The organism is Salinivibrio sp. IB872, assembly GCF_001995345.1.
Classification (GTDB): domain Bacteria; phylum Pseudomonadota; class Gammaproteobacteria; order Enterobacterales; family Vibrionaceae; genus Salinivibrio; species Salinivibrio proteolyticus.
The window spans coordinates 1-26541 of sequence record NZ_MUFO01000040.1 but is presented as its reverse complement, the minus strand read 5'-3'; the positions used below and the strand labels follow the sequence as shown (position 1 = coordinate 26541).

The following is a 26541-nucleotide window of genomic DNA, read 5'->3' as shown; positions in this document are numbered from 1 at the left end:
TCCCTATTGCGACACTCCTATTAGATCAAAGGTCTAGCTCGAAAGCTAGACCTTTGTCAGCAGTCTGGCGCCACCGTTCGGTGGCGTTTTTTTATACTATCGTTCCCTTTCTTYGCTATTTCATCTGCTACCAAGATTGAGACAGAATCCAGCCTGTCTTGATTGTTGGATAAATTGCGAGAAGGAGTATGCGTGATTGCAGCTTTTTTGCTTAATGAAGCACGCTTCTGAAGTTCGGCGCTGCGCAATGTGCTGGTATTCGCTAAGCTGATACGTATCTGGCAAGTGATAAGGCAGTGAGACCCAACGTGAAATTGAGCAAGCGGCAACCCACACATCTCAAGATTGTTCGTGCAATATGTGGCGTCATTATCTGGATGATGACGTCTAATGCGCTGGCTGCCCTTAATGATTATTGGTCTTACAGTGAATATCTGCGTCTTCACCCTGAGCAAAATGCGCTGACAGAGCAACTTGATAGACAGGTACAAGCAGAGCCCGAGCCGCTTAAAACCGCTCCTCAACCGATTAAGATCTCGGTCGTTGTGCCGGGTGAGCAGATTTCAGATTACTGGCAGCGTAATATTCTCGCTCTGGAACGTCGGCTGCAAGCGCTGAATATTCCGTATGAATTGGAGCAAGTGACCACGCGGCCCAACAATGATATTCGCGAGCAAAGTGCCTCTTTGTACGCTGCGCTTCGTGATGGCGCCGACTACCTAATTTTCACCCTCAACAGTGTTCGTCATCGCAAATTTATTAACCATGTATTGTCGCAAAACAAAACCAAGCTAATCCTGCAAAATATCACCACACCGGTTAAGTCGTGGCAGGGCAATCAGCCGTTTCTGTATGTTGGCTTTGACCACCAAGAAGGCAGTATAGCGCTCGCAGACTATTTCAATGCCCGCTACCCGCAAGGAGCCGCGTATTCGGTTCTCTACTTTTCGCAAGGCTATGTTAGCGACGCGCGTGGCGATACATTTATCGATGCAATGAATAACCACAGTCACAATCATTTAGTCTCTGCGTATTACACCAAAGGCGACCAAGCGTCTGGCTATGAGGCGGCAAAAGCAATGCTCAACAATAATGAGAAGCTTGATTTTATTTACGCGTGCGCCACAGACGTCGCCTTCGGTGCAATTAATGCGCTGGATGACTTGAACCGGCATGAGGTCGTGATCAATGGCTGGGGCGGCGGCTCAGCAGAGCTTGATGCCCTGCAACGTGGCGATCTGGATGTTACTGTGATGCGGATGAATGATGACACAGGCGTAGCAATGGCGGAGGCGATTAAACGCGATCTGCAGGATCAGGCTGTGCCCGTGGTATACTCCGGCCGATTTGAAATTGTCACGAAAGAGGACAGTCCTGAGCGCATTAATGCGCTTAAGAAGCAGGCTTTCAGATACTCGGATTAACGCATCATGACCATGTCAGGCTCCAAAAAACTGTCACTTTCACAGCTACTCACGCGTCTTATCGTGGTGTTTTTCTTGTTTGTGACTGTAGGCGTCTATGTCCAGAGCTATCAACTGACGCTGGCAGGCATTAATCAGGAAGTGACGCGTACGCTGACTCAAACGTCACGCCTTTTGCAGAATGTGTTTGATAGTCGCCTAGACTCGCTACAGATCCACCAAAACACCAATGCATCTAGTATGACGCTGCAAGCCTTGGTGGCACGAGGCGATCGGATTGCTCTCGATGACTATTTCATTGAGCAAGAGCAGCAAGATGCTGCCAATACCCCTGATTTTCGTTTTATTGCCCGTGATGGCGAGTTGTTATGGCACGATGGGAGTAGCCTTTTTCATGGCATTGATGACAAGGGGCTTGAACGCTTGCGTGCGCAGCTGCGAGATATCAACCGCTGGACACTGACCACCATTACCACCGAGATGGAGCAGGGATATGTGCTTATGCGCAAAACCCCGATTGTTTTTCAAGCCAGTGGTAAGTTGGGCGGTTACCTGTATGTTGCGGAGATGCTCAATGGCAACTTTTCTTTTGTCAAAAGCCTGCAGCGGGCCAGTGGTACGCAAGCCGTTTGGTTATCGGTCAAAGAGTTAACGCTCGCTTCCACACTGACTGGGGATCATAATTTCGCTAACGAACTCACCTTACCCACCAAGGGGAGTAGTCAAGCGTTCCGCAACTACCTTATCAGTCACGCTAATTTGCGTATTGAAGGGGAAAACTCCGATATCGCTGTACTGTCGGCACAACGCAACGACAATGTGCTCGCGTTACAGCGCCAAATGGGGATCAACCTTTTACTCACCACGTTAGTGATTTTAGTGGCGGCTATTTGGGTCAACCGGTTTGTCAAAACGCGCATTGCCGGTTCGCTCGATAAATTGATGCGTTATACCCTGGGCGCGACCTCACGCCAGCGAACCTTGCCTTTTGCGGGCTCTGATATTGAAGAGTTTGATCACATCGGTCAGACACTCGAGTCGACATTTGATGCCCTTTACGAAAAAGAGCGGTCATTGCAGGATTTGTTTGATTATGCGCTTTCACCCATTATTGTTTGGGATACCGACTTTGCCATCACGCGGATTAACCCGGCAGCCAAGTTAAAGCTGAATTATGACGCCGATGCGCAGCAAACGAGCTGGATGTACATGCAGTTTATGCGCGCTATCTCGCCTTATCTTAAGCGTGCCGTCGATGGCACCATTCTTAAAGGCGTTAATATTCATATCGATAACCGCGTGTATCGTTGGAACCTTGCTCCTTTGATGGTCGATAACCAAGTGAAGGCTGTCATCGGGCAAGGACAAGAAATTACGTCGCTGATTGAAGCCGAACAGCAAAGTCAACGTGCCAAAGAAGCGGCAGAAGCCTCCGCTCGCGCAAAATCGGAATTCCTCGCTAAGATGAGTCATGAGATCCGAACACCGCTCAATGGGATCCTTGGCATTACCCAAATTCTCAGCGATAAAGTGGAAGATAAAGCGCAGAGCGAGCTTTTGGGAAGCTTGTACCAAAGTGGTGAGCACTTACTGACTGTTCTGAACGATATTTTGGATCTTTCCAAAATAGAGCAAGGTAAGATGACCATCGAGTACGGTGATTTTTATTTGCACGATATCATCAGCACGGTAGAAAACATCTATACGCCGCTGTGCGAAAGTAAGCATATTAGACTGATTATCGAGTCTAATCTCGCGGACGATACCGTGATACGCTCTGACCAATCGCGCTTGACCCAAATACTGTTTAACTTGATGAGTAATGCGGTAAAGTTTACCCATCAGGGCAATGTGGCGCTTGAAGTCAAACTTACCCCAATGGAGGGGGCTCAGCACCGCTTGATGATAAAAGTGCAAGATTCAGGGGTGGGCATGAGTGCAGATGCACTCGACACCTTATTCGATCCTTTCGTTCAGGCCGACTCAAGTGTGACGCGCAAATACGGCGGCAGTGGATTGGGGCTTTCCATTGTTAAGAGCCTGCTCGACTTACTCGGCGGCGCGATTGAGGTGACCAGTGAATCAGAGAAAGGCAGCTGCTTTACGCTGACAGTGCCGGTCGAACACGTAGATAATAAGCCCAAAACCATGGCGGAAAGCACCATGTTTGATGCCGGGCAGGCCGGCATACAGCGCGTGCTGCTAGTCGAAGACAACAAGATTAATGCGATGGTGGCACAAGCGTTCTGTAAAAAACACGACATCAGCGTAGATTGGGTGAAAGATGGTGAGGAAGCGCTTACCTCGTTACGTGAAACCACCTATGATCTTGTGTTGATGGATAACCAAATGCCTAATTTGGGGGGGATTGATGCCACTAAGGCTATTCGCCAAGAGCTGGGGCTGAATGTGCCAGTTTATGCCTGTACTGCTGATGCATATGGCAGTGTGCATGATGCCTTTTATGAGGCCGGGGCAAATTATGTGATTGTGAAACCCATCAAAGAAGATAGCTTTGTTGAGGCATTGCGTTATTACCAAACCGAGCGGCAAGCAATGGTGGAGCAGAGCCCCGCTGATCAGTGAGAGGCTTGCGTATAAGGTCAATATAACGGGGAAAAGGCAGAGCCGTTAAGCTGTTCTAACGTTAGAAAACTTAACGGCGAATTCTGTTCTACTCGGTGCTGACTTTCTGCTTTTGGATCGGCAGCACTTTCACTTGTTTGATCATATTCTCGGCAACATCGACGATTTCAATTAGATGGCCGTCAATTTCCACGCTTAGGCGGCTATTAGGAATATCCTCCAAGTGCTCTAAGATCAAACCGTTCAATGTGCGGGGACCGTCGGTAGGGAGATCCCAGTTCAGGCTCTTATTTAAATCACGGATATTGGCGCTACCCTCAATCAGATAACCGCCATCTGTCAGCGGAGTGATTTCTTCGGCCAAGCTTGGCGAGAGTGAGGTGGTAAATTCCCCTACGATCTCTTCGAGAATGTCCTCTAAGGTCACCAAACCGATAATGTCGCCGTACTCGTCCACAATCAGACCAATACGTTGCTTGTTACGCTGGAACTTCAGCATCTGCACGTTGAGCGGGGTACCTTCCGGTATGAAGTACACTTCATCCGCAGCGCGCAGCAAGGTCTCTTTATTGAATTCGTTTTTCTCGACCATCAAACGGTACGCTTCTCGTACCCGTAACATGCCGACCACTTCGTCGATGGTGTCACGATACAGCACCATACGGCCATGTGGCGCATGGGTAAGCTGGCGCATAATGGACTTCCAGTCATCGTTGACGTTGATCCCTGTGATTTCGTTACGGGGCACCATAATGTCGTCTACCGTCACCTCTTCGAGCTCTAAGATCGAGATCAGCATATGCTGGTGACGACGAGGGATTAAACTGCCGGCCTCATTAACGATGGTACGCAATTCCTCGGTACTTAAATTGTCTTTCCCATCACTTTTCACGCCCAAGCCAAGCAAGCGTAGAAAGCCGTTAGTGATGAAGTTCACCAAGCTTACAACCGGGTAAAACACCTTCATCAGGATGGTGAGTACAAAGCTGCTGAGAAAGGAAACACGCTCAGGGTACAAGGCTGCCAAGGTTTTCGGTGTCACTTCTGCAAACACCAAAATCACCATCGTCAGGACACCGGTCGCAATCGCAATACCGGCATCACCATAAAGGCGTAGCCCTAAGACAGTGGCAATAGAAGAGGCAAGAATATTGACGAGGTTATTGCCGATTAGAATGAGTCCAATCAAGCGGTCCGGGCGTGCTAGCAGTTTTTCAACTCGCTTGGCACCGGTATGGCCCTGTTTAGAAAGGTGGCGTAATCGGTATCGATTCAGTGCCATCATGCCTGTCTCAGAGCCGGAAAAATAACCGGAAATGACGATAAGCAATACCAAGAAGGAAATTAATATTCCCGTCGATATGTCGTCCAACGAACTGTTCCTTACGTTTGTTTTAAAATGTGAGCGTCTGCTCGAGAGTATAACACTGACATGCGGTTGGGTGGCGAGCGCACCCATCATGCATTCTAGGGTGACGATTAACCCGCAATAAGGATCTCGCGAACAAATCGGCTACCAAAGTAGGCCAATGTGAGTAGAAAGGCGCCTACAATACTAAACCAAATCACTCGACGTCCACGCCAGCCAGATTGATAGTGGCCCCATAGTAGCACACCATAGACCACCCATGCTGCCATCGAGAGGAAGGCTTTATGCGCTTTTCCTTGCGCGAACATATCATCGACAAAGACAAATCCAGTAATTAAGGTGACCGTCAGTAAACTCTGGCCCACTAAAATAATGTTGAAAAGTTGGCGCTCCACCATCATTAAAGGTGGGACGTTATGGTTGATGACCTGACGTTTTTTATGTTTTAACTGATAGTCGAGCCAAGCCAGCTGCAGTGCGTACAAGGTTGCAATCATCAGGGTCGAGTACGCAAACAGCGCCAAGGCGATATGCAACAACACCTCAGGGTGTGACTCTAAATGGGTAATAAAGGCACCGGGTAGCAAGGTCGCGCTGGCGAGGTTTAAACCCGCAAAGGCATAGACAACCGGCAGCAAAAACCATAAACGGAGTCGGAAAATCAGGCCGGTAGTCATCATAGCAATGATGAAACTTACCAACGACGCGACGTTGAGTATGCTTAAATTTTGCCCGCTGCCAGAGAGGATTAAATCCTTGAGCAGATATGCGTGCAATGCCAGCGCAGCCAGTGCAGTAAAGAAGACCGGCTTCGCACTAATCTGATTGTTGCTGGACAAGCCGGGGATGATCTGCAAAATGGCGGCCAGATAAAGCAGTGATGCCAATAAGGCTGTCAGAATATCCATCGTCACCGATCAGTCAGTTAATCAATAAGAATGAAGGTGTGAGTATACCTTGCCTCAATCTCTGTCGCTATCGATACATGCAAGCGATGGGGGGATTGCGGTATAATCTCAATTAATTTCGCGACAGCGATTGCACCCTGACGGTCAATGTCATGGGCCAATAGGACGAGTGGGCGAGTAACGCATGTTTGAAAATTTATCAGAACGTTTATCCCGGACGCTAAAAAATATCAGCGGCCGAGGTCGATTAACGGAAGACAATATCAAGGAAACCCTGCGCGAAGTGCGTATGGCGCTACTGGAAGCCGATGTCGCGCTCCCTGTGGTTCGTGATTTTGTTAAACGCGTTAAAGAGCGCGCCGTGGGGATTGAGGTATCGAAAACCCTGACCCCGGGGCAAGAATTCATCAAGATCGTTCAAGCCGAGTTGGAAGCGGTAATGGGCGATGCCAACGAGCAGCTTGATCTTGCCACCCAGCCTCCCGCGGTGATCCTGATGGCGGGCCTGCAAGGTGCTGGTAAAACTACCAGTGTGGGTAAACTGGGTAAAATGCTCAAAGAGCGTCATAAGAAAAAAGTGCTGGTGGTATCGGCTGACGTGTATCGCCCCGCGGCGATCAAACAGTTGGAAACACTGGCCAGTGAAGTTGGCGTTGATTTCTTTCCGTCGAGCGCAGACCAGAACCCAGTAGATATCGCCAAAGCAGCGCTCGATGAAGGGAAGCTCAAATTCTACGACGTGGTGATCGTCGATACCGCCGGTCGTCTGCACGTTGACGATGCCATGATGGACGAGATCAAAGACGTCCACCATGCGATTAACCCGGTCGAGACCTTGTTCGTGGTAGACGCCATGACCGGTCAAGACGCCGCGAACACCGCCAAGGCTTTTAACGATGCGTTAGCACTGACTGGTGTGGTATTGACCAAAGTCGATGGTGATGCGCGCGGTGGTGCTGCGTTGTCGGTTCGCCATATTACCGGTAAGCCGATTAAATTCTTGGGTGTGGGTGAGAAGACTGACGCACTAGAGCCATTCCATCCTGACCGGGTGGCATCCCGTATCTTGGGCATGGGTGACGTGCTGTCACTTATCGAAGATCTCGAGCGTAATGTCGATAAAGACAAAGCCGAGAAAATGGCCAAGAAGTTCAAAGAAAAGAAAGGCTTTGATTTGGGCGATTTCCGTGACCAACTGCAGCAAATGAAAAGCATGGGCGGCATGATGGGGATGATGGATAAGCTCCCGGGCATGTCGAACTTACCGGCCAACGTGAAAGATAACGTTGACGATAAGATGTTCGTGCAAATGGAAGCTATCATCAATTCGATGACCCCACGTGAGCGTCAACGCCCTGAGATCATCAAAGGCTCGCGCAAAAAACGTATCGCAGCCGGCTCTGGGACCCAAGTGCAAGACGTGAACCGTCTGCTCAAGCAGTTTACCCAGATGCAAAAAATGATGAAGAAAATGCAAAAAGGCGGCATGCGTAACATGATGCGTCAGATGAAAGGCATGATGCCACCGGGTGGACCTGGTGGTGGCTTTATGGGCTAACCCATTTTGCAGGCGGATGAAGCGTCAGCCTGCATGACAACTCGCTGTGAGGCTTGGGACAGCTGGTGAAAATTTGGCTAAACCAGTTGCAATCACAGCAATAAAGAGTAAAATTCCCGAGCTTTATTTTGGCACGAGGCCCCGCATTGCTTACGCGAAACGGGGCCAATTTTATTAAGTAATGCAAATGAGGACGATATGGTAACCATTCGTTTGGCACGTCATGGCGCGAAAAAACGCCCATTCTATCAAATCGTTGTAGCTGACAGCCGCCAGGCGCGCGACGGTCGCTTCATCGAGAAAATCGGTTTCTTCAACCCTGTAGCTCAAGGCCAGGAAGAGAAACTACGCCTTGACCTGGATCGCGTAAACCACTGGGTTGGCGAAGGCGCTGCGGTTTCTGACCGTGTTGCTAAGCTGATCAAAGACGCAGCGAAAGCAGCGTAAGCAATCAGTGTCAGGGTTAAAAGAAGAAATGAGTGAGCAAGAAACTATCGTCGTCGGCAAGCTTGGCTCGTCATACGGCATTCGAGGCTGGCTCAAGATTTTTTCTTACACTGAAGAAGCTGAGAGCATTTTTGCCTACTCACCGTGGTTTATCCAGGTGCGTGGCGAGTGGCAACGTTTCGAGTTAGAAGACTGGAAGCGCCACAACAAAGGGTATGTTGCCAAGCTCAAAGGGCTGGATCAGCGCGAAGACGCGCAGATGCTGACCAATGCCGAAATCGCCGTTAGTGCTGAAGCACTGCCAGCGTTATCGGATGAAGAGTTTTATTGGCGTGAGCTGTTTGGCATGGACGTGGTGAATGCGAAAGGCTATCACCTCGGTACTGTGACAGACATGCTTGAAACGGGCTCGAACGACGTACTTGTCGTTAAAGCCAACCTGAAAGATGCTTTTGGCAAAAAGGAACGCTTAATTCCGTTCCTTGAAGAGCAGGTCATCAAGTCGATTGATCGCACTGCTCAACGGATCGAAGTTGACTGGGATCCTGGTTTTTAAACTCCAACAGTAAGCGAGCGGAAATATGTGGGTTGGCATTATCAGCCTTTTTCCAGAAATGTTCCGAGCCGTCACTGATTTTGGAGTCACGGGCCAAGCGGTTAAAAAAGGGCTGTTAAACGTCGAAACGTGGAATCCGCGTGATTTCACCCAAGACAAACATCGTACGGTTGATGATCGACCTTACGGCGGTGGCCCCGGTATGTTAATGATGGTTCAGCCGTTGCGCGATGCCATTCATGCTGCCAAACAAGCCGCAGGCGATAACGCGAAAGTGGTTTACCTCTCTCCGCAAGGGCGTAAGCTCGACCAAGCGGGGGTCGAATCACTGGCCAGCAATGAAAAACTTATTTTGATTTGTGGCCGGTACGAAGGGGTAGACGAGCGCATTATACAAACTCACGTCGATGAAGAATGGTCGGTGGGAGATTTTGTGCTCAGTGGGGGCGAGCTGCCCGCGATGACGTTAGTAGACGCTGTTGCTCGGTTTGTACCGGGCGTTTTAGGCGACATGGCGTCAGCAGAGGAAGACTCCTTTGCCAACGGGTTGTTAGACTGTCCACACTACACGCGTCCTGAGTTGTTAGATGGGTTGGCGGTACCAGAGGTGCTAAAATCCGGAAACCACAAGGACATTCGTCGCTGGCGATTAAAGCAATCGCTAGGTCGCACTTGGCTACGACGACCAGAGCTCCTGGAAAACCTAGCTCTGACTGACGAACAGGAATCACTACTTGCCGAGTTCATTAAAGAGCATCGAGCAAGTGCCGAATCAAATTGAGTTTCAGTTTATTCTAGGGTTATAGACAATGAGTAACATCATCAAGCAGCTCGAAGACGAGCAAATGAAAAAAGACCTGCCTGAGTTTCAAGCAGGTGACACTGTCCTGGTACAGGTTAAAGTAAAAGAAGGTAACCGTGAGCGTCTGCAGCCATACGAAGGTGTGGTAATTGCTAAGCGCAACCGTGGCCTGCACTCTGCATTCACCGTACGTAAAATGTCTAGCGGTGAAGGTGTAGAGCGTACTTTCCAAACTCACTCGCCAGTTATCGACAGCATTACTGTTAAACGTCGCGGTGCAGTACGTCGTGCCAAACTGTACTACCTGCGTGAGCGTTCTGGTAAGTCAGCTCGAATCAAAGAGCGTCTTAACAAGAAGTAATCGCTCCGGCGTTTATTGCTCAGAAAGCCCGTCCCGATGGACGGGCTTTTTTATTGTTCTCTTACAGTCAGGTCACGAAACCACTTAATGCCCGTCACGACCATTTAACTTGCTATGTTGCCACTCACTGAAAGAGCGCAAGACATAGACAAACAATAGGGCAAAATGGCATCTGTACCTTACTCACTGATTAGCAGCATCGCTGCGTATCGAGACGGAGAACGAGAATGTCCTGGTTTCTACTCTGCGTAGTGGCTTTGATCGCCGGCTACTTCACTTATGGCACCTTTATTACCAAGGTGTTCGGTCCTAAGCCCGAACAAGCGACACCCGCCATGAGCATGAATGATGGTGTGGATTACGTCCCGCTATCTGATAAAAAAGTTTATCTTATTCAACTGCTTAACATTGCAGGTCTCGGGCCGATTTTTGGTCCAATCCTCGGTGCCTTGTATGGACCGGTGGCCATGTTATGGATTGTGTTTGGCTGTATATTTGCCGGTGCGGTTCATGACTATTTCTCGGGAATGCTGAGTGTCCGAGCAAAAGGTGCATCGGTTCCTGCGGTAGTCGGCGAGCACTTAGGTAACTTCGCGAAACATTTTATGAACTTCTTTGCGGTGTTACTCTTGATGCTGGTGGGCGTGGTCTTTGTCTTGGGCCCTGCCAAGTTGCTAGGTAGCTTATCGGCGATGAGTGTACCGGTATGGGTGGCGATCATTTTTGCTTACTATATCCTCGCGACTGTGGTACCGATCGATAAAATTATTGGTCGCTTTTATCCGTTTTTTGGTGCTTTGTTGGTCTTTATGTCGGTCGGCTTGATGATTGGCTTGGCCGTGAGCGATCACAGCTTCTACAGCCAAGGGCTCGATTTTGCCACTAACTTCCATCCCACCGATCTGCCATTGTGGCCACTGCTCTTTATCACTATTGCCTGTGGGGCGGTGTCAGGTTTCCATGCCACCCAGTCGCCATTGATGGCGCGCTGCATGCAGAATGAAAAATCGGGTCGCTTTATCTTTTATGGCGCCATGATTGGCGAAGGTGTCATTGCGCTTATCTGGTGTAGCTTAGGATTAAGCTTTTACGAATCTACGGATGCGTTGAATCAAACGCTCGCCAATGGCGGTCCTGCCGCTGTGGTGCATGAGGTCTCTACGTCGCTCTTGGGCACCGTCGGGGGCATTATGGCGGTATTAGGTGTGATTGTATTGCCTATCACCTCAGGGGATACCGCGTTCCGTTCTGCGCGTTTGATCATTGCTGACTTTTTGAATATTCAGCAAAAGCCATTGATGAAACGTCTCCTGATTGCGATTCCTATGTTTGTGGTGGGTTACTTGATCACCAAGGCCGAGTTTGGCGTGATTTGGCGCTACTTTGGTTGGGCGAACCAAACCACGGCGATGATCATGTTGTGGGCCGCGGCAGCCTACCTAATTAAGCGTGATAAGCTGCACTGGGTCTGCACCATTCCGGCGATGTTTATGACCGCAGTCACCGTGACCTACTTAGCTAACGCTGACATCGGCTTTGGCTTACCGATGAACACAGCCACCATCATTGGTCTGGTAACAACGGTGGTGGCGAGTATTGCGTTCCTTGTGGTCTATAAGCCGAACCCTCAGCTGATTGCTGACGAGCAATGATGCCATCCTAACCAATTGGTATTACAGCAATAACGCATAAAATGCGCTAAGATCAAAGCCTCAGCACTCGCTGGGGCTTTTTTGATCAAAAGGATGGTGGCATGAAACACGCGCTTTTTTCGTTACTGACTATTGTGCTGATGACGGGGTGTGCAGCATCGACTACACAAGCGTTAGTGGATGAGCAAAACTGGTATGGACTGGGTGAGCAAGATGGCCAGCGCGGGCTACCACAGCGAACCTTAAACGACTTACGCACATTGGCGAACAAAGCAGGCGACCGTATGACCGCCAATTACCTCGACTACGAGCAAGGCTATATTCATGGCATTGACGCATACTGCAATCCTGCACATGCGTATCAACTCGGGTTGGATGGCAACCCCTATATGGGCGTGTGCGAAAGCCGACCCGGTTCACAGCGTTTTCGTATGGAGTGGCAACGTGGCTATAACGATTACCAAAGCCAAGCGAATAGCCAGTTTTACTAGCGCTAAAACCGGTGCCGACATCAATTATGGGTAAGACCAAGTTTATCTTTCAGTGCCTTAAGATAACGTCGGCTTACCGGTACCGAATGAGCGGAGGCGGTCACCACCTCCGCGAGCCCATTATCTAACAGCCGGATCTCCCGAATAGCGGCAGGGTGCACCAAAAATTGTCGGTGGCAGCGCATTAAGGGCGTTTTGTCTTCCAAGACTTTCAAGCTTAAATGGGTGACGGATTCTCCATTGGCGGTGAGTAGTGTCACGCCAGTCACTGAGGTGCGTGCCACTTCGACGTCTTGGTGAGGCACTAAGGTAATCCGGTTATGGCCCGCACAAGGGAGCAGCTCCAGTGCGGGCGTGATCGCCTGATAGTCCTCTGGTCGATTTAACTCACGCGACAGTTTGTCGAGCGACTTTTTTAAGCGCGCGGTTTCGATGGGCTTGAGCAAATAATCAAATGCGTTGTCCTCAAAGGCTTGTACGGCAAACTCATCATAGGCGGTGACAAACACCACTTTGGGCATGGTCTCGGGGTCAAGCATCGCGAGTAGCTCAAGGCCGGTGACGCGAGGCATTTGAATATCTAAAAACACCACATCGGGGCGGGTGTGATTAATGGTTTTCAGTGCATCAATGGCGTTATTGCATTGACCAATGATGGTTACACCGCCTAATCCTAGCAGCTCATCTTCCAAGGCTTCACGTGCATACAATTCGTCATCCACGATTAACGCTCGAATCATGCCATGGTCTCCTTGTTTGGGGCAGTATCGGTTAATGGCAAGGTCACAGTGGCACGTGTCCAGTGATCATGCTGGCATGTCATTTTAAGCCCGTATTGTCCGCCGAATAATCCGCGTATCCGTTTATCGACAATACGAAGCCCCAGCCCAGCATGCTGTGCCGCTGGCTGATAGAGACCTGCATTGTCCTCGACTTGTAAATACAGGCATTCGCCTTCTTGCCAACCACGAATGATGATTTGACCGTCGGCCATTAATTGACTGATCCCATGTTTCACCGCGTTCTCAACCAAAGGCTGTAAGGTAAAACTGGGGATCACCGCGTGCAAGATAGCCGGATCAATCTGCTTTTCAACACTCATTCGATCGGCAAAGCGGGCATGTTCGAGTTCCAGATAGGCATCAAGATGATTCAGCTCTTGCTCAAGCGAGACGGTTTCGCGATTTTGTTTTAAGTTACTGCGAAAGAAGGTGGATAAGTGCTGGATTAACTGACGAGCGCGCTCTGGCTCGCGCTTGACCACCGCACTGATGGTGTTCAACGCGTTAAATAAAAAGTGAGGGTTCACTTGGGCGCGTAGCAAGTTTAACTCCGCTTGGGTCAGCAAGGTTTGCTGGCGCTGATAACGGCCGGTTAAAATTTGGTTGGAGAGCAAACGCGCGATCCCTTCTCCCATGGTGACATTGATCGCCGAGAACAGTTTACGTTTTGGCTCATAAAGCTTCACCGTCCCTAGCACATAGCCATCCCCGCCACGTAGCGGGATCACCAACACAGAGCCCAGTTTGCAATGGGGAGACAGTGAGCAGCAATAAGGGGTATCCGCGCCGTCGATATAGATGAGTTGGTCATCCGCAATGGCACGTCGGGTATAATCGGACGCAATGGGAGTACCGGGTAAGTGGTGGTCATCACCAATGCCGGTAAAGGCAAGGATTTTCTCGCGATCTGTGATTGCCACCGCCCCCACGCCGGTTTCTTGCTGGATAATGGCGGCGACCTGTTCACTACTTTGTTGATTAAACCCGCTACTTAAAATACCGACCGATCGTTCAGCAATTTTAAGCGCTTTACTAGAAAACGCCGCGGAATAGCGTTCAAACAACGTCTTGCGATCAACAATAATGCTCATAAACATCGCGGCGCCGACTGAGTTAGCGATCACCATGGGCGCAGCAATTGCGCTGACGAGCTCATAAGCACGACTAAAGGGTTCGGCGACGGCGAGAATGATGGCCATTTGTACCAGCTCTGCTACGAACGTCACGCTTAGGACCACGGTAGGGGAAAACAAACGGCTGGTTTGGTTGCGAGAGACCAAGTAGCGGTGCATTAAGCCGCCAATCACGCCTTCTGCTGTGGTCGAGATCGCGCAGGCCAAATCTGTAAACCCTCCTAAACTATAGCGATGTAGTCCGCCCGTTAAGCCGACCAAAAAACCCACCACAGGGCCGCCAAGCAGACCGCCAAGCACGGCACCGATAGCGCGGGTATTCGCGATTGCGTCTTGGATGTGCAACCCAAAATAGGTGCCGAGAATACAGAAGCCGGAAAAAAGCACATAGCAGACACACTTGTGCGATAGCCGCCCAGAAATACTGAGCAGCGGCATAAACACAGGGGTTTTGCTCAGCAAATACGCGATCACAAGATACACGCTCATCTGCTGCAGCAATGAAAGCACTAACGCCATAACAATAAAAAGGGGTAACTAGAGTTCCCCGTTATAGTAACTGTTGGTGATAAAAGACTCTAATTAAAAATGCGACTGTAAATTAAAAATTACACCGTAATTTAAATGATACAGTTACTATTGCTTTTAAAATATGGGCTGGTATTGTCTATGTAAAACATAGTGAACATCTTTTAGGGCAAGGTCATGCAGCAAGATTCGGTAACCAATATCAACATTCGCGATGAACAAGTGCTTCTCACACCAGAGCAACTTCGCGATCAATTTCCTATCGCCAAAAGCACCCGAGCGGCGATTAGTCAGGCCCGTCAAACCGTGGCAGATATTATCAACAAGCGTGATCACCGCCTGCTTGTGGTCTGTGGTCCTTGCTCAATTCATGATGTCGACGCGGCGAAAGACTATGCCCGCCGTTTAAAAGCCCTATCGGATGAGCTGAGCGACCACTTGTTTATTGTGATGCGGGTTTACTTTGAAAAACCACGTACCACAGTGGGCTGGAAAGGGCTTATCAATGATCCACATTTGGATGGCAGCTTTGATGTTGAGTTTGGCTTAAAGCAAGCACGCAGTCTGCTCACTGAGCTTGCTGAAATGGGATTGCCGCTGGCCACCGAAGCGCTCGACCCGATCAGTCCACAATACATTGGCGATTTGTTTAGTTGGGCAGCCATCGGTGCTCGTACCACCGAGTCACAAACCCATCGTGAAATGGCGAGTGGCCTGTCTATGCCGATTGGCTTTAAAAATGGTACGGATGGCAATCTGGCCACCGCCACCAATGCGATGAAAGCGGCTGCTTCAGGGCACCGTTTTATGGGAATTAACCAAGCCGGGCAAGTGGCATTATTGACCACACAAGGTAACCCCAATGGCCATGTGATTTTACGTGGCGGCAAGCAAACCAACTATGATTCCGTCTCTGTGGCCGAGTGTGAGCAGCAACTGCGCGATGCTAACCTGACGCCATCGCTGATGGTCGATTGTAGCCATGCGAACTCTCGCAAAGATTACCGTCGCCAAACCTTGGTCGCTGAAGATGTGATCCACCAGATCAATCAGGGCAACCGGTCTATTATCGGTCTGATGCTAGAAAGCCATATCCATGCGGGGAATCAGTCGGCGGATCTGCCCAAAGAAGAGATGGCGTACGGCGTCTCGATCACTGATGCTTGCATTGATTGGGCGTCTACCGAACAATTGCTGCGTCATACGCACCAAGCGTTGGCAACTTCTCTACAACAACGGATTCAACAGGACTAAATCATGGTGGCGGAACTAAGCCGACTGCGCGATCAAATCGATGATGTCGACAAACAAATGGTAACTCTACTCGCCAAACGACTGGCACTGGTTGCGGAAGTGGGAGAGGTAAAAAGTCAGCATGGCTTGCCCATTTATGCGCCTGACCGTGAAGCAGCCATGTTAGCGTCTCGACGAGCAGAAGCCGAAGCGCAAGGGGTGCCGCCCGATTTGATTGAAGATGTGCTGCGACGCACAATGCGCGAGTCGTACAGCAGCGAAAACGACTCCGGGTTTAAATGCCTAAATCCGGATTTGCGCCGCATCGTGGTGATTGGTGGAGAAGGGCAGTTAGGTCGCTTATTCGCACGCTTATTCCGCCTATCGGGCTATCAAGTGTCTGTGTTGGAGAAAAACGATTGGGACAACGCAGAGGCATTGCTCGCAGATGCCGGCATGGTGGTGGTCTCTGTGCCGATTGATGTCACCGAAACCGTGATTAGCGCTCTCCAGCAGCTTCCGAAAGACTGTATCTTGGCAGACCTTACCTCCGTTAAATCTGGCCCGCTACAAGCCATGTTAACGGCGCATCAAGGCCCCGTTGTGGGGCTGCACCCCATGTTTGGTCCTGATGTGGCTAGCCTGGCTAAGCAGGTCATTGTTTACTGCGATGGCCGCGAGCCAGAAGCCTACCAATGGCTGCTCGAGCAATTTCGTATTTGGGGGGCGGGACTACACAGGATCAGTGCTGTTGAGCATGATGAGGGCATGACGCTGATCCAAGCGCTACGTCACTTTACGTCATTTGTTTACGGGGTCCATCTGGCAGAAGAAAACCCCAACTTGGACCAGCTGACAGCGTTGAGCTCACCGATTTATCGCTTGGAGCTTGCCATGGTGGGGCGTCTGTTTGCCCAAGATGCGAGCTTGTATGCGGATATTATTATGTCCTCACCGCAAAACTTGGCGATGATTAAGCGCTTTTACCAGCGTTTTGGGGAAGCGATTGATTTGCTTGAACAGCACGACAAAGCCACCTTTGTCGATGCGTTTGCCCAAGTGGAAAACTGGTTTGGCGATTACGCGCCGCGCTTTTTACAAGAAAGCCAAGGCCTGTTGCGACAAGCCAACGACGCCACCCACCGCACCGCGACCTAGCTTATGTAAACCAGCCCACTTAGCATTAAAAAAGCCCACATCGTGGGCTTTTTGCGTGATACGGTCCCGCCGCCGATGAGCCCTGAAAGGTAATACGTCGGTGCTTACAGACTTCTCCTGCATTCAACTAGAGAGCAGCGATGCTGCAAATCATGACCATTGAAACTATCGATATTTAACTAATTGTTGGTGATAAAGACCATCAATGCAGTTTATAGGTGGTTTTTCGTGCTGTTTGATGATGATATAGAAATACATTATGATGAAAAGTGTAACTTAAAGTTACATCTTGTAACTTTGCTGTGAGGAGGGCTTGCAGCTTACATACACACATCAATGGAGATGATTTCATGAGAATCGCCCGATACTGCAATATTGCTGTCGCCACAGCGTTCACCAGCCTAGCATTCATGACATCGGGTCATGCGGTTGCGCAAGATGGCGGTGGCTGTGAACAGGCTGAATATGCAATGGGGCTTCGTTATCAGCAGCAATCCGCAGAAGTGATTGCGATGCAGCGTCAAACGTTTGAACTCGCCACTTTCCGTTTAGAGCAACAAATCCAATCTCATGGCGAGAATGCAAACCTAGCCATCATGACAGACTTAGATGAGACCATTATTGATAATGGTGCCTTGCTAGTCAGAGATATGCAGGCCTGTCACGATTTCACCAGTTGGGATACTTGGAAGCACTGGGAGCGCGAAGGGCAGCCACGTCTTATTCCTGGGGCAAAAGCATTTTTAGACTTTGCCGACCAACATGATGTGGCGATTTATTATGTCTCTGATCGTTATCAAGAAAATAAATCAGACACCTTGGCGACGTTGAAAGCACTGGCCTTGCCGCAAGTTGCGGATGACCATGTCTTACTCTTAGGTCCACCTAAAGCCGAGCGCCGTAAAATTGTCGAGAACAAGCATACCTTAGTGATGCAGCTAGGCGATTCTCTGCATGACTTTTCTGGCGAGTTTGGTGATGCGGATCTTAAGCAACAACGTGCCTTAGTGAACAAACATGCTAAGCACTTTGGTCAAGACTGGATTGTACTGCCAAACGCTATGTACGGTGATTGGAGTGAAGCCAAACTCACTGGCTGGAATGCGCCATTCGAGTATAAATAGTCGCGCGATTGCCTGATATAAAGCCCACACAGTGGGCTTTTTTATGGGCAACTGATTTATGGGCAATGGATAGTTTAGTTAGTCGTTGCTGTCCGGCAGAGATACCTCGGTGGGAGAAATGGTCTCTGACGGATAGCAACCGAGCACTTTTAGATAACGGGTCAGGGTGGTGAGCTCGTCCAGTGCACTTTGCATCACATCACTGGCCATATTGGCTTCAACATCGACATAAAACATCTCTTCCCATGGGTTGCCGAGCACGGGCCGAGATTCCAGCTTGGTCATATTGATGCCGCGCTCTCGCAATACCATCAAACACTCCACCAAAGACCCTGCTTGCTGCGACGTCGACATAATGAACGTGGTTTTGGCAGGCGTAAGTTTGGACACTTTCACCGGCTTACGGGCCACCACAATAAAGCGGGTGTAGTTTTGCTGCTGATTCGCTATGTCTGTTTTGATTGCCGTGAGGCCATACAACTCACCACTGGCGGCATGGCCGATGGCAGCTACATTAGGTTGGTTTAAATCTGCCACTTGTTGCATCGCGTCAGCGGTGCTTGAACAGTACACTTTATTTATTTTTCCTAAGGTATCGACATACTCGCTGCATTGCTGATGAGGCTGGGGATGCGCGTATAGGGTATCAATATGGCTGGGATCTTGGTTGCCAACGGTCAGTAAGCAATGAGCAATGGGAAGGGTTAACTCGCCAACGATAGATAGCCGGGTGTGCTGCAGCTGATCGTACACTTCATTGATCGACCCTGAGCTAGTATTTTCGACAGGCAATAAGCCATAGTCGGCATGGCCGGTTTCTACCGTTTCGACCACTTGTTTAAAGCTGTCACAAGCCATTTCCACTAATTCGGTTTGCTTGCGGCTAAAGTACTGGCGCGCGGCGAGATAGGAGTACGAACCTTGGCTGCCTAAAAAGGAAACCCGAGCTACCGGACGTTGATTGTCGGGGTTGGCCAGAGCTTGCAGATAACGCTGCTGAATCAGCACCGAGTCTTCAATAATGGTGTGGAAAATACTCAGCACATAATGGGCATCCAGTTGGTGAGCGCTGCCATCACTGACCAATTTTTCCAATAAGGCTTGTTCTCGCTCTTGATCGCGAATCGGTTTTTGAATTGCGATTTTGTTTTTCGCGACATCCACGCTGAGGCGGCGGCGCTCGGCCAGTAAAGTCAGCAATTCGTGGTCTAACTGGCTGATCCGCTTGCGGATCTCGTCCAGTGAAAGTGGCGTGTCTGGCATACATTATCCTTGTTCTAATACAAAAAAACCTCCCGGTTGGGAGGTTAGAGCGCCATGCTGTTAAGGCTTAGCACGCTTCCTCCCGCACAGGCGAGATAAAAAAGAAGCGAAAGAAACGAGCAATAATCAGCATAGGGCCTTGGTTGTTATGTTTGCGTGTCAATTAACCATATTGACAGCGGGGGATGCTGTCAAGCACCAAAAAGCCCCGCGGGGGCGGGGCTGACATGTTTAGCGGGTGAGGTAATGCAATGCGGGTTAGATTTCCTCGTCGGCTGCATTTTCTTCCATTGCAACCGTTGCCGTTGATTTGTCGTTGCGGCGTGCTTCGCCTTTGTGTTGGACCTTATTTAATTGCTTTTCGAGCTTCTGGCCCACCTCGTTGATCGCTTTATACATGTCATCGCTCTCTGCAGAGGCCACGATGGTTGATCCTGGCAACCCTGCTTTGGCTTCTACTTTGAACTGATGGTTTGGCTCCTTACTGATCACAGCATGAGGATTGATGAGTGCCACCTGCCACTTGGCCAACTTATCAAAGCGGCTTTCGATGCGCTCACGGATGGCGGGAGTGATTTCGATGTTTTTGCCTGCAATTTCCACTCTCATACTCGTTCCTCTTTGTTCCCCTGTATTAGGTTCATATTCAGATTACCGCTTTCCTCCTTTGATAACGTGACTTGGCTCAAGTTTAAAGGGGGGAGAAAAAACGAAAAGTTGAACTGTGAGCCTTCACGGATCCTGACATTTGTTAAGCATGAAATCCCTTGAACTTAAAGACAAAAATGCTACCTTGGGAGAGGTCACGAATGCTGATTTACCCGCCAATCAGGGCCGCGTCGCGCCTATGTATTTTTCTACTTTTCGCTGTGGTTAAAAATGTGCCACAAATCAGCTTGTGCTTTTTGGTGCACTGCGGTGAAACGAGAGTGGCTCAAGCAAACTGGGCATAAAAAAGGCGACCATGATGGCCGCCTGATAATGCGCTGATAAATAATCAAAGCATTAGTTATTCGCGTGTAGCTCGTGGTTGAGCTCAACCGCACTCTTGTTGGTCAAACACTCAACGGCACCTGTTTTTGAATTACGACGGAACAGGAGATCGGCTTTGCCCGCCAAGTCACGTGCTTTAACGCTTTCGACCGCATTCCCGTCGGCGTCGAGCATGGTGACTTTGGTACCTGCGGTGACATACAGGCCTGACTCGATGGTGCAACGATCGCCTAATGGGAAGCCAAGGCCGGCGTTGGCACCGAGTAGTGAGTTTTCGCCAATCGAAACGACAATCTGGCCGCCGCCGCTCAAGGTTCCCATGATTGATGCGCCGCCACCAATATCACTGCCGTTGCCGACCATGACTCCTGCAGAGATACGGCCCTCAACCATGCTGACACCTTCAGTACCGGCATTGAAGTTGATAAAGCCTTCGTGCATCACCGTGGTACCTTCACCGACATGCGCGCCCAAGCGGACACGGGCGGTATCGGCAATACGCACACCTGCAGGTACCACGTAATCGGTCATTTTCGGAAACTTGTCGACGCATTCAACGGTCAGTGTTTCGCCTTTCAAGCGCGCTTCCATCTGACGCTCAGGCAACTCTGGCAAGTCGATCGGGCCTTGGTTGGTCCAAGCAATGTTGTGTAGTAGGCCAAAGAGCCCTTCTAGCACCACACCATGTGGTTTCACTAAGCGGTGTGAAATCAGTTGAAGCTTCAAAAAGCCTTCTGCAACCGATGCAGGCTTGCTGTCATTTTCGAGGATCACCAGCACCAGCGGTTGGGTAGTTTGTTGTGCCATGTTGGCGAAATGAGCGGCCTCTTTAGCGCCAGCCGCCGCGAAGGCTTCACTGATAGCACGGCAGGTTTCTGGTGCAATCGCTACTACCTGATTACCCGCGTCGTAATCTGTCAGCGCGCTTAATGCACGGACAAGATCATCGCTCGGGTTAAGAAGCGGAGCCGGGAAAAAGGCTTCAATGATTTTTCCGTCCTGGTTTTGGGTCGCGGTACCGAGTGCCAGAGCAAAGCTTGCCATTGGGGGAGATCTCCTTATAGAAATTTGGGCTTAAAACATCGAACGCTTCATCTTAAAGACAACCGCCAGCGGTTGGAAGTACTCAACTGAACGCCAAGGTAAAATCCCACACAGGTCGGGGCACTGATTCGTGTTGATGCATAGCGTGGGTGATACCTTGCGAGTGAAATACAGGTTCAGCGCATAAAAAAAGCAAGCCAAGTGGGCTTGCTCTTTCGCGGATGCCAACAGGATCAGCAATGGGAGTGCTAGGCAGCGTCAGCGTCTTTGCTGTCGTCGCTACTTTCATCCATTTTACTGTCACTCGCTTTCGCCGGTTTTTTCTTGACGGCTTTACGTTTGGCGCCCAGCGCCTCGAGGACCGAGTCTTTGTGTTGAGCAAGGTATAGCGACAAGGCTTCACGCTTTTCTTCGTCGTCTACTAGTTCGCTTTCTCCAATCAAGTCGAACATCGCATCTGCCATATCCAACATTTTATCGTAGGCATCGGCTTCGGCTTTGGAGGTAAATGTCATCTTTTCTTCTCCCTCGCGTTCGACCACGTACTTGACGATAACGGCCATAATTACCCTCTCTTCGTTGATTTACTGTCTTTTTATACAGTAGGATAAGGGCCATTGTCTACCGACCCTGCCGTGATTGTGACATGAGAGAAAAATTTAGCACCATTTATCAACGTGCCGCCGATCGCAAAGGTGGTCAACGAGAATTAGAGCGCATGCTGGTGGCACCGCTTGAACATGATGCCTTGTGTGAGATACCAGATGATCGCTGGCTCGCGGCGTTTAGCCAGAAGGTGTTTCAATCGGGCATTAGTTGGCAGGTTGTGCGTAAAAAATGGCCCGGATTTGAAGAGGTGTTCTGGGGCTTTGATATTGAGAAAATGCTGCTGATGCCGCCGGAAATGTGGGAAGAAAAAGCCACCAACCCAGCGATTATTCGTCACCTTACCAAGGTGATGACCATTCCGCACAACGCGGAAATGATCCACCGCGTGCAGCAATCGCACGGCAGTTTTAGCCAGTTTGTCGCCGATTGGCCCAGCGAAGATATTGTCGGTTTATGGCAGTATTTAAAAAAGCACGGTAAGCGTTTAGGCGGCAATACGGGCGCTTATACCTTGCGCCGAATGGGCAAGGACACCTTCTTGTTCACCCGCGATATCGAGCACTACCTGCGTGCGACTAAAATCGTTGATAGCGGCCGAGAGACCAAGCGGGCGATGCAAGCGGCGCAACAGGCATTTAATGAGTGGCAACAAGAGTCAGGCCGTTCACTGAACCATATCAGCCAGCTGATCGCATTCAGTGTGGGTGACAATCGCGTTTAATCGCTCAGCGATTTGCTGTGCTATCACACGGTTAGCAAGTCGTGTGCGAGGTCGCGGCGTGTTGGTGGCGGTTTGCGCTTATCACGGCAATCGGCCACAATCGATGCCAGTTATCTTTCCCATGTGAGCGCCTTGTGTTTACTGTTTATCACTCTAATCAGCTCGATTTGTTGAAATCCTTGTTGGTCTCCCTGATCCAACAGCGACCGCTGTCTGACCCTTTTCAAAAAGAACTTATTCTGGTGCAAAGCCCCGGCATGGCGCAGTGGTTAAAAATGGCACTCGCCAATGAGCAGCAGATTGTCGCTAACGTCGAATTCCCGCTTCCCGCCACCTTTATTTGGCAGTTGTTTGTGAGGGTGTTGGATGGCGTGCCTGAGCGCAGTGATTTCAACAAAGAGGCGATGACATGGAAGCTGATGGATATCTTACCCAGCTGTCTGGATGCGCCAGAGTTCGCTGATTTAGCCGCGTATTTGGAAGATAGCCAGGATCAGCAGCGTGCTTACCAGCTCGCCGAAAAAGTGGCCGATATTTTCGATCAATATTTGGTCTATCGCCCCGAGTGGGTGCTGGCATGGGAGCAAGAACAACCGGTGCCTGAGCTTGACGATGTGCAGCCTTGGCAGCAAAAACTGTGGCGCCGCTTATACGATCACACCTTGGCGTTGGGTCAATCGCCTTATCATCGCGCCAACCTGTATCAAGAGTTTATCGATACCTTAACCAGTCATCAGCACAAACCTGAGGGACTGGCTGATATTGAGCGGGTCTTTGTGTTTGGCATTTCCGCGCTCCCACCACGCTATCTGGATGCGTTGCAAGCACTGGGCGAGCATGTGGAAGTGCATTTTATGTTCACCAATCCATGCCGTTATTATTGGGGCGATATTCGCGACAAGCGCTATCTGGCTAAACGTGCCGCATTGGCGCGGGATAAGATCAGCCGAATTGAAGATATCCCCGCCGAGAGCCAATTGGCACTGGGGCTTGATGAGCCCGAGCATGGTGAAGTAGGGAACAGCTTGCTGGCGTCGATGGGAAAACTGGGGCGTGATAACTTACTGCTGCTCTCGGAAATGGCCTGTAATGAGATTGATAGCGGCTTTGTTGAGGTCACTCGCGATAATCTGCTGCATCACATCCAAGCCGATATTTTGGATTTGAATGAGCCGGGCGATCCCAAGCAGACTGAAACCAGTGCGGCGAAAACAGAAATCAAGCCAGATGACGCTTCGATCGCAATCCATGCTTGTCACAGCCCGATGCGTGAAGTCGAAGTGCTGCACGATCAGTTACTCGCGATGTTTGAGGCCAACCCATCACTGAGCCCCCGCGATGTGATTGTGATGGTGGCGGATATCAATGCCTACAGCCCCGCCATTCAAGCGGTGTTTGGTAATGCGCCGAGTGAGCGTTTTATTCCGTTTTCCATCTCAGATCGTAGCGCCGATCAAGAAAGCCCGGTGTTAGCCGCCTTTTTGCGTCTGCTCACCCTGCCTGATAGTCGATGTAGTGCGGCGGAGCTATTGGAAATTCTAGAGGTGCCGGCGGTGTCGCGCCGTTTTGCCATCGACAGCCAACAGTTTGATCAGATTAAGCAGTGGGTGGAAGAAACCGGTATTCGCTGGGGGCTTGATACCCATACCGCAAGCCAATTTGCCTTGCCCGAGCAGTATCAGAATACGTGGCTATTTGGCCTGAAACGTATGTTACTCGGCTATGCGATGCCGAGTGAAGCAGGGCTGTTTGCAGACACCGTCCCTTATGATGAAGTTCAAGGGCTTAATGCGGAGCTGGCGGGGCGGTTAGGGCTGTTTATCGACACCTTGATCCACTACCAGCAACAACTGGCGATTGAATGCGATGGCAAGGCGTGGGTGGCGCGATTGACCCAAATGCTGGATGACTGCTTCGCCATTGAAGGGGATGAAGAGTTAGCAGTCAAATTGATCCGTACTCAGTTAGACAGTTGGCTAACGCAGCTCAGCGATGCCGCCTTTACCCATACGTTGACGTTGCCCGTGGTGCGCGATTACTTTAATGGTCGCCTCAATAACGAGCGAGTCAGCCAGCGCTTTTTGGCCGGCCAGGTCAACTTTTGTACCTTGATGCCGATGCGCTCCATTCCCTTTGATGTGGTGTGTCTGCTTGGGATGAATGATGGCGTGTACCCGCGCACAGTGCCCAGTGTCGGCTTTGATTTGATGGTTGGCCGCACGCGGGCGGGAGATCGCTCGCGCCGCGACGATGATCGTTACCTGTTTTTAGAAGCGTTGCAGTCAGCACAGCAGCGTTTGTATATCAGTTATGTCGGTCGCTCAGTGCAAGACAACAGCTTAAAAGTCCCATCGGTACTGGTCACCGAGTTGCTTGAATATTGTACTCAAGGCTACTGTTTGGCCGGTGACCGCGACTTACCCGAAGCGCAGTCACGCCAGCAGTTGGAAGAAAAACTTATCCAGTTCCATCCGCTAACGCCCTTTAGCCCTGATGCCTTTTCCGGTGCTGGAAGTTATGCACAAGAGTGGCTACCGGCTGCTCAAGGACAAGGGACGCAACTGCCGGCATTTATTGGCGATGCGTTAAACCCTGATCCGGACAGCCACCAGGATCCCGTGATTGAGTTGGCTGAATTGCAGCGCTTTTGGCGGTTGCCCGTGCGCTATTTTTTCCAACGCCGCTTGAAAGTCTTCTTTGAGCAGTTAGAGGCGCCGTTAGAAGAATTTGAACCCTTTAGTTTAGATACCTTGCACCGGTTTCAGCTACGCGATCAGCTGTTAGCGCACTTTATTGAAACCGATGACAGTCCCCAAAGTGTGCAGGATTTTATGGCTCGACAGCGTGGGCAGGGCAAGTTGCCTTTGGCGTACTTTGGCGAACTGACCTTGGATACGCAAGTCACGGTGATCCGTGATATGTACCAACGTTTAACGCCTTTACTCGCCGCGCCGCGCCCCGATCTTGAGCTTAATCTGACCCTTCCCACTGCCTTGGGTGAGGTACAACTGCAAGGTTGGCTCAACCGGCGTTATCAAGACTGTTTGGTCCGCTTTCATTGCGGCGATCTGACCGTGCGTCATCAGCTTGCGGTATGGATCGATCATTTATGCCAATGCGCGATGGGCGAAGCCGTGCCGAGTACGCTGGTGGGGGTGAAAGAAACCATCGAGTTTTCCCCACTCAGCAAAGATGACGCGCTTGCACACTTACAAGCTTTGGTTGAAGACTATCAACATGGCCTCAACCAGCCGCTTACCTATCTGCCAAGCTCAGTCGGAGCGGGGATAAAAGCCAGAGATGGCAAAAAAGGCTTTGATAACAGTGAAACCGGCCAAGACAAAGCCCTAAAAGCGATACGCGATACGTTTGTGGGGGGCTTTAATCCTGGCGAAGGGCAAGATCCTTACATCTACCGTGTTTGGCCGCAATGGCGAGAGAGCCTCGGCCAGGCGCTGTTAGCTGCCAGCGATCGCCACTTAATGCCGATGCTAGCGCAGCGACAAAAACGTTAGCGTCTTATCTTCCTGCCGTACCTTATTAGCCAGACGTCTTGTCTGGCTTTTTTATGCGTAAAAAAAGAATATTTAACCGATGCTTCTTTTAGGGGCGTGGTGAACAAGACGGTTAAAAGCGATGTATCGTGAGACGCCAATAGAGCAAATTGTTTATTAGCCAGACGTCTTGTCTGGCTTTTTTATGCGTAAAAAAAGAATATTTAACCGATGCTTCTTTTAGGGGCGTGGTGAACAAGACGGTTAAAAGCGATGTATCGTGAGACGCCAATAGAGCAAATTGT

Annotated in this window: 22 protein-coding genes; 14 read left to right on the top strand and 8 right to left on the bottom strand. The window is 50.2% G+C overall.

The features are described from left to right. Positions 1-377: 377 nt before the first annotated feature. Positions 378-1424, top strand: coding sequence for a substrate-binding domain-containing protein (locus tag BZJ18_RS13910; protein ID WP_077457617.1), 1047 nt, complete (start codon positions 378-380; stop codon positions 1422-1424). A 6-nt stretch (positions 1425-1430) separates the two neighbouring features. After that, a complete protein-coding gene (locus BZJ18_RS13905) occupies positions 1431-4010 on the top strand; it encodes a LuxQ periplasmic sensor domain-containing protein (protein WP_077457615.1) in 2580 nt (859 codons plus the stop codon). 88 nt (positions 4011-4098) lie between these two features. On the opposite strand, the gene BZJ18_RS13900 is transcribed toward BZJ18_RS13905, so the two are convergent. Then, positions 4099-5382 carry an HlyC/CorC family transporter gene (locus tag BZJ18_RS13900; RefSeq protein ID WP_069586879.1) on the bottom strand — a complete coding sequence of 428 codons (1284 nt, stop codon included), beginning with the start codon at positions 5380-5382 and terminating at the stop codon, positions 4099-4101. A gap of 107 nt (positions 5383-5489) precedes the next feature. Next, positions 5490-6287 carry a cytochrome C assembly family protein gene (locus tag BZJ18_RS13895; RefSeq protein WP_077457613.1) on the bottom strand — a complete coding sequence of 266 codons (798 nt, stop codon included), beginning with the start codon at positions 6285-6287 and terminating at the stop codon, positions 5490-5492. Positions 6288-6471: 184 nt separating this feature from the next. On the opposite strand from BZJ18_RS13895, the gene ffh reads away from it, so the two are divergent. From ffh to BZJ18_RS13860, 7 genes are all read left to right on the top strand, one after another. After that, positions 6472-7845: a signal recognition particle protein gene (gene ffh, locus BZJ18_RS13890; protein WP_069586881.1), complete on the top strand. Its 1374-nt coding sequence runs from the start codon at positions 6472-6474 to the stop codon at positions 7843-7845. A gap of 198 nt (positions 7846-8043) precedes the next feature. Further along, on the top strand, positions 8044-8292 hold the full coding sequence (gene rpsP / locus BZJ18_RS13885; protein WP_069586882.1) for a 30S ribosomal protein S16: 249 nt from the start codon (positions 8044-8046) through the stop codon (positions 8290-8292). A 28-nt stretch (positions 8293-8320) separates the two neighbouring features. Beyond that, positions 8321-8848: a ribosome maturation factor RimM gene (rimM, locus tag BZJ18_RS13880; protein ID WP_069586883.1), complete on the top strand. Its 528-nt coding sequence runs from the start codon at positions 8321-8323 to the stop codon at positions 8846-8848. Between the two features lie 25 nt (positions 8849-8873). Next, positions 8874-9629 (top strand): tRNA (guanosine(37)-N1)-methyltransferase TrmD, encoded by a 756-nt coding sequence (gene trmD, locus BZJ18_RS13875; RefSeq protein ID WP_069586884.1) that lies wholly within the window; start codon positions 8874-8876, stop codon positions 9627-9629. 28 nt (positions 9630-9657) lie between these two features. Continuing rightward, positions 9658-10011, top strand: coding sequence for a 50S ribosomal protein L19 (rplS, locus tag BZJ18_RS13870; protein ID WP_069586885.1), 354 nt, complete (start codon positions 9658-9660; stop codon positions 10009-10011). 227 nt (positions 10012-10238) lie between these two features. Further along, on the top strand, positions 10239-11663 hold the full coding sequence (locus tag BZJ18_RS13865; RefSeq protein ID WP_077457611.1) for a carbon starvation CstA family protein: 1425 nt from the start codon (positions 10239-10241) through the stop codon (positions 11661-11663). Positions 11664-11764: 101 nt separating this feature from the next. Next, the gene (locus tag BZJ18_RS13860) at positions 11765-12154 is read left to right on the top strand and encodes a DUF2799 domain-containing protein (RefSeq protein ID WP_069586887.1); all 390 of its coding nucleotides are present in this window, start codon (positions 11765-11767) and stop codon (positions 12152-12154) included. A 20-nt stretch (positions 12155-12174) separates the two neighbouring features. Here the strand turns inward: BZJ18_RS13860 and btsR are convergent, their stop codons facing one another. Both btsR and BZJ18_RS13850 read right to left on the bottom strand, forming a co-directional pair. Next, on the bottom strand, positions 12175-12894 hold the full coding sequence (btsR, locus tag BZJ18_RS13855) for a two-component system response regulator BtsR (RefSeq protein ID WP_077457609.1): 720 nt from the start codon (positions 12892-12894) through the stop codon (positions 12175-12177). Beyond that, on the bottom strand, positions 12891-14588 hold the full coding sequence (locus BZJ18_RS13850; protein WP_069586889.1) for a sensor histidine kinase: 1698 nt from the start codon (positions 14586-14588) through the stop codon (positions 12891-12893). Before BZJ18_RS13850 ends, btsR begins: the two co-directional genes overlap by 4 nt. 186 nt (positions 14589-14774) lie before the next feature. Between BZJ18_RS13850 and BZJ18_RS13845 the strand changes: the two genes are divergently transcribed. The 3 genes from BZJ18_RS13845 to BZJ18_RS13835 all read left to right on the top strand — a co-directional run bounded on the left by BZJ18_RS13845 (position 14775) and on the right by BZJ18_RS13835 (position 18112). Continuing rightward, entirely contained in the window at positions 14775-15851 is a 1077-nt protein-coding gene (locus BZJ18_RS13845) for a 3-deoxy-7-phosphoheptulonate synthase (RefSeq protein WP_069586890.1), read from the top strand. Between the two features lie 3 nt (positions 15852-15854). Further along, positions 15855-16988, top strand: coding sequence for a bifunctional chorismate mutase/prephenate dehydrogenase (tyrA, locus tag BZJ18_RS13840; protein WP_069586891.1), 1134 nt, complete (start codon positions 15855-15857; stop codon positions 16986-16988). Positions 16989-17338: 350 nt separating this feature from the next. Continuing rightward, positions 17339-18112 carry a 5'-nucleotidase, lipoprotein e(P4) family gene (locus BZJ18_RS13835; RefSeq protein ID WP_077457607.1) on the top strand — a complete coding sequence of 258 codons (774 nt, stop codon included), beginning with the start codon at positions 17339-17341 and terminating at the stop codon, positions 18110-18112. A gap of 78 nt (positions 18113-18190) precedes the next feature. Here the strand turns inward: BZJ18_RS13835 and pheA are convergent, their stop codons facing one another. The 4 genes from pheA to BZJ18_RS13815 form a co-directional block, all read right to left on the bottom strand. After that, positions 18191-19375, bottom strand: a complete 1185-nt coding sequence (gene pheA, locus BZJ18_RS13830) for a prephenate dehydratase (protein WP_077457605.1) — start codon at positions 19373-19375, stop codon at positions 18191-18193. A gap of 258 nt (positions 19376-19633) precedes the next feature. Continuing rightward, complete coding sequence (gene hpf / locus BZJ18_RS13825; RefSeq protein WP_069586681.1) at positions 19634-19984, bottom strand: ribosome hibernation-promoting factor, HPF/YfiA family; 351 nt, start codon at positions 19982-19984, stop codon at positions 19634-19636. 396 nt (positions 19985-20380) lie between these two features. Next, the gene (dapD, locus tag BZJ18_RS13820; RefSeq protein WP_077457603.1) at positions 20381-21412 is read right to left on the bottom strand and encodes a 2,3,4,5-tetrahydropyridine-2,6-dicarboxylate N-succinyltransferase; all 1032 of its coding nucleotides are present in this window, start codon (positions 21410-21412) and stop codon (positions 20381-20383) included. A 248-nt stretch (positions 21413-21660) separates the two neighbouring features. After that, a complete protein-coding gene (locus BZJ18_RS13815) occupies positions 21661-21975 on the bottom strand; it encodes a YebG family protein (protein ID WP_021022047.1) in 315 nt (104 codons plus the stop codon). An 83-nt stretch (positions 21976-22058) separates the two neighbouring features. Here BZJ18_RS13815 and BZJ18_RS13810 point away from each other — a divergent pair, with 83 nt between their 5' ends. Together BZJ18_RS13810 and recC are read left to right on the top strand one after the other, a co-directional pair. Beyond that, the gene (locus tag BZJ18_RS13810; RefSeq protein WP_077457601.1) at positions 22059-22742 is read left to right on the top strand and encodes a DNA-3-methyladenine glycosylase I; all 684 of its coding nucleotides are present in this window, start codon (positions 22059-22061) and stop codon (positions 22740-22742) included. Positions 22743-22876: 134 nt separating this feature from the next. Continuing rightward, entirely contained in the window at positions 22877-26257 is a 3381-nt protein-coding gene (recC, locus tag BZJ18_RS13805; RefSeq protein WP_077457599.1) for an exodeoxyribonuclease V subunit gamma, read from the top strand. Positions 26258-26541 lie beyond the last annotated feature (284 nt).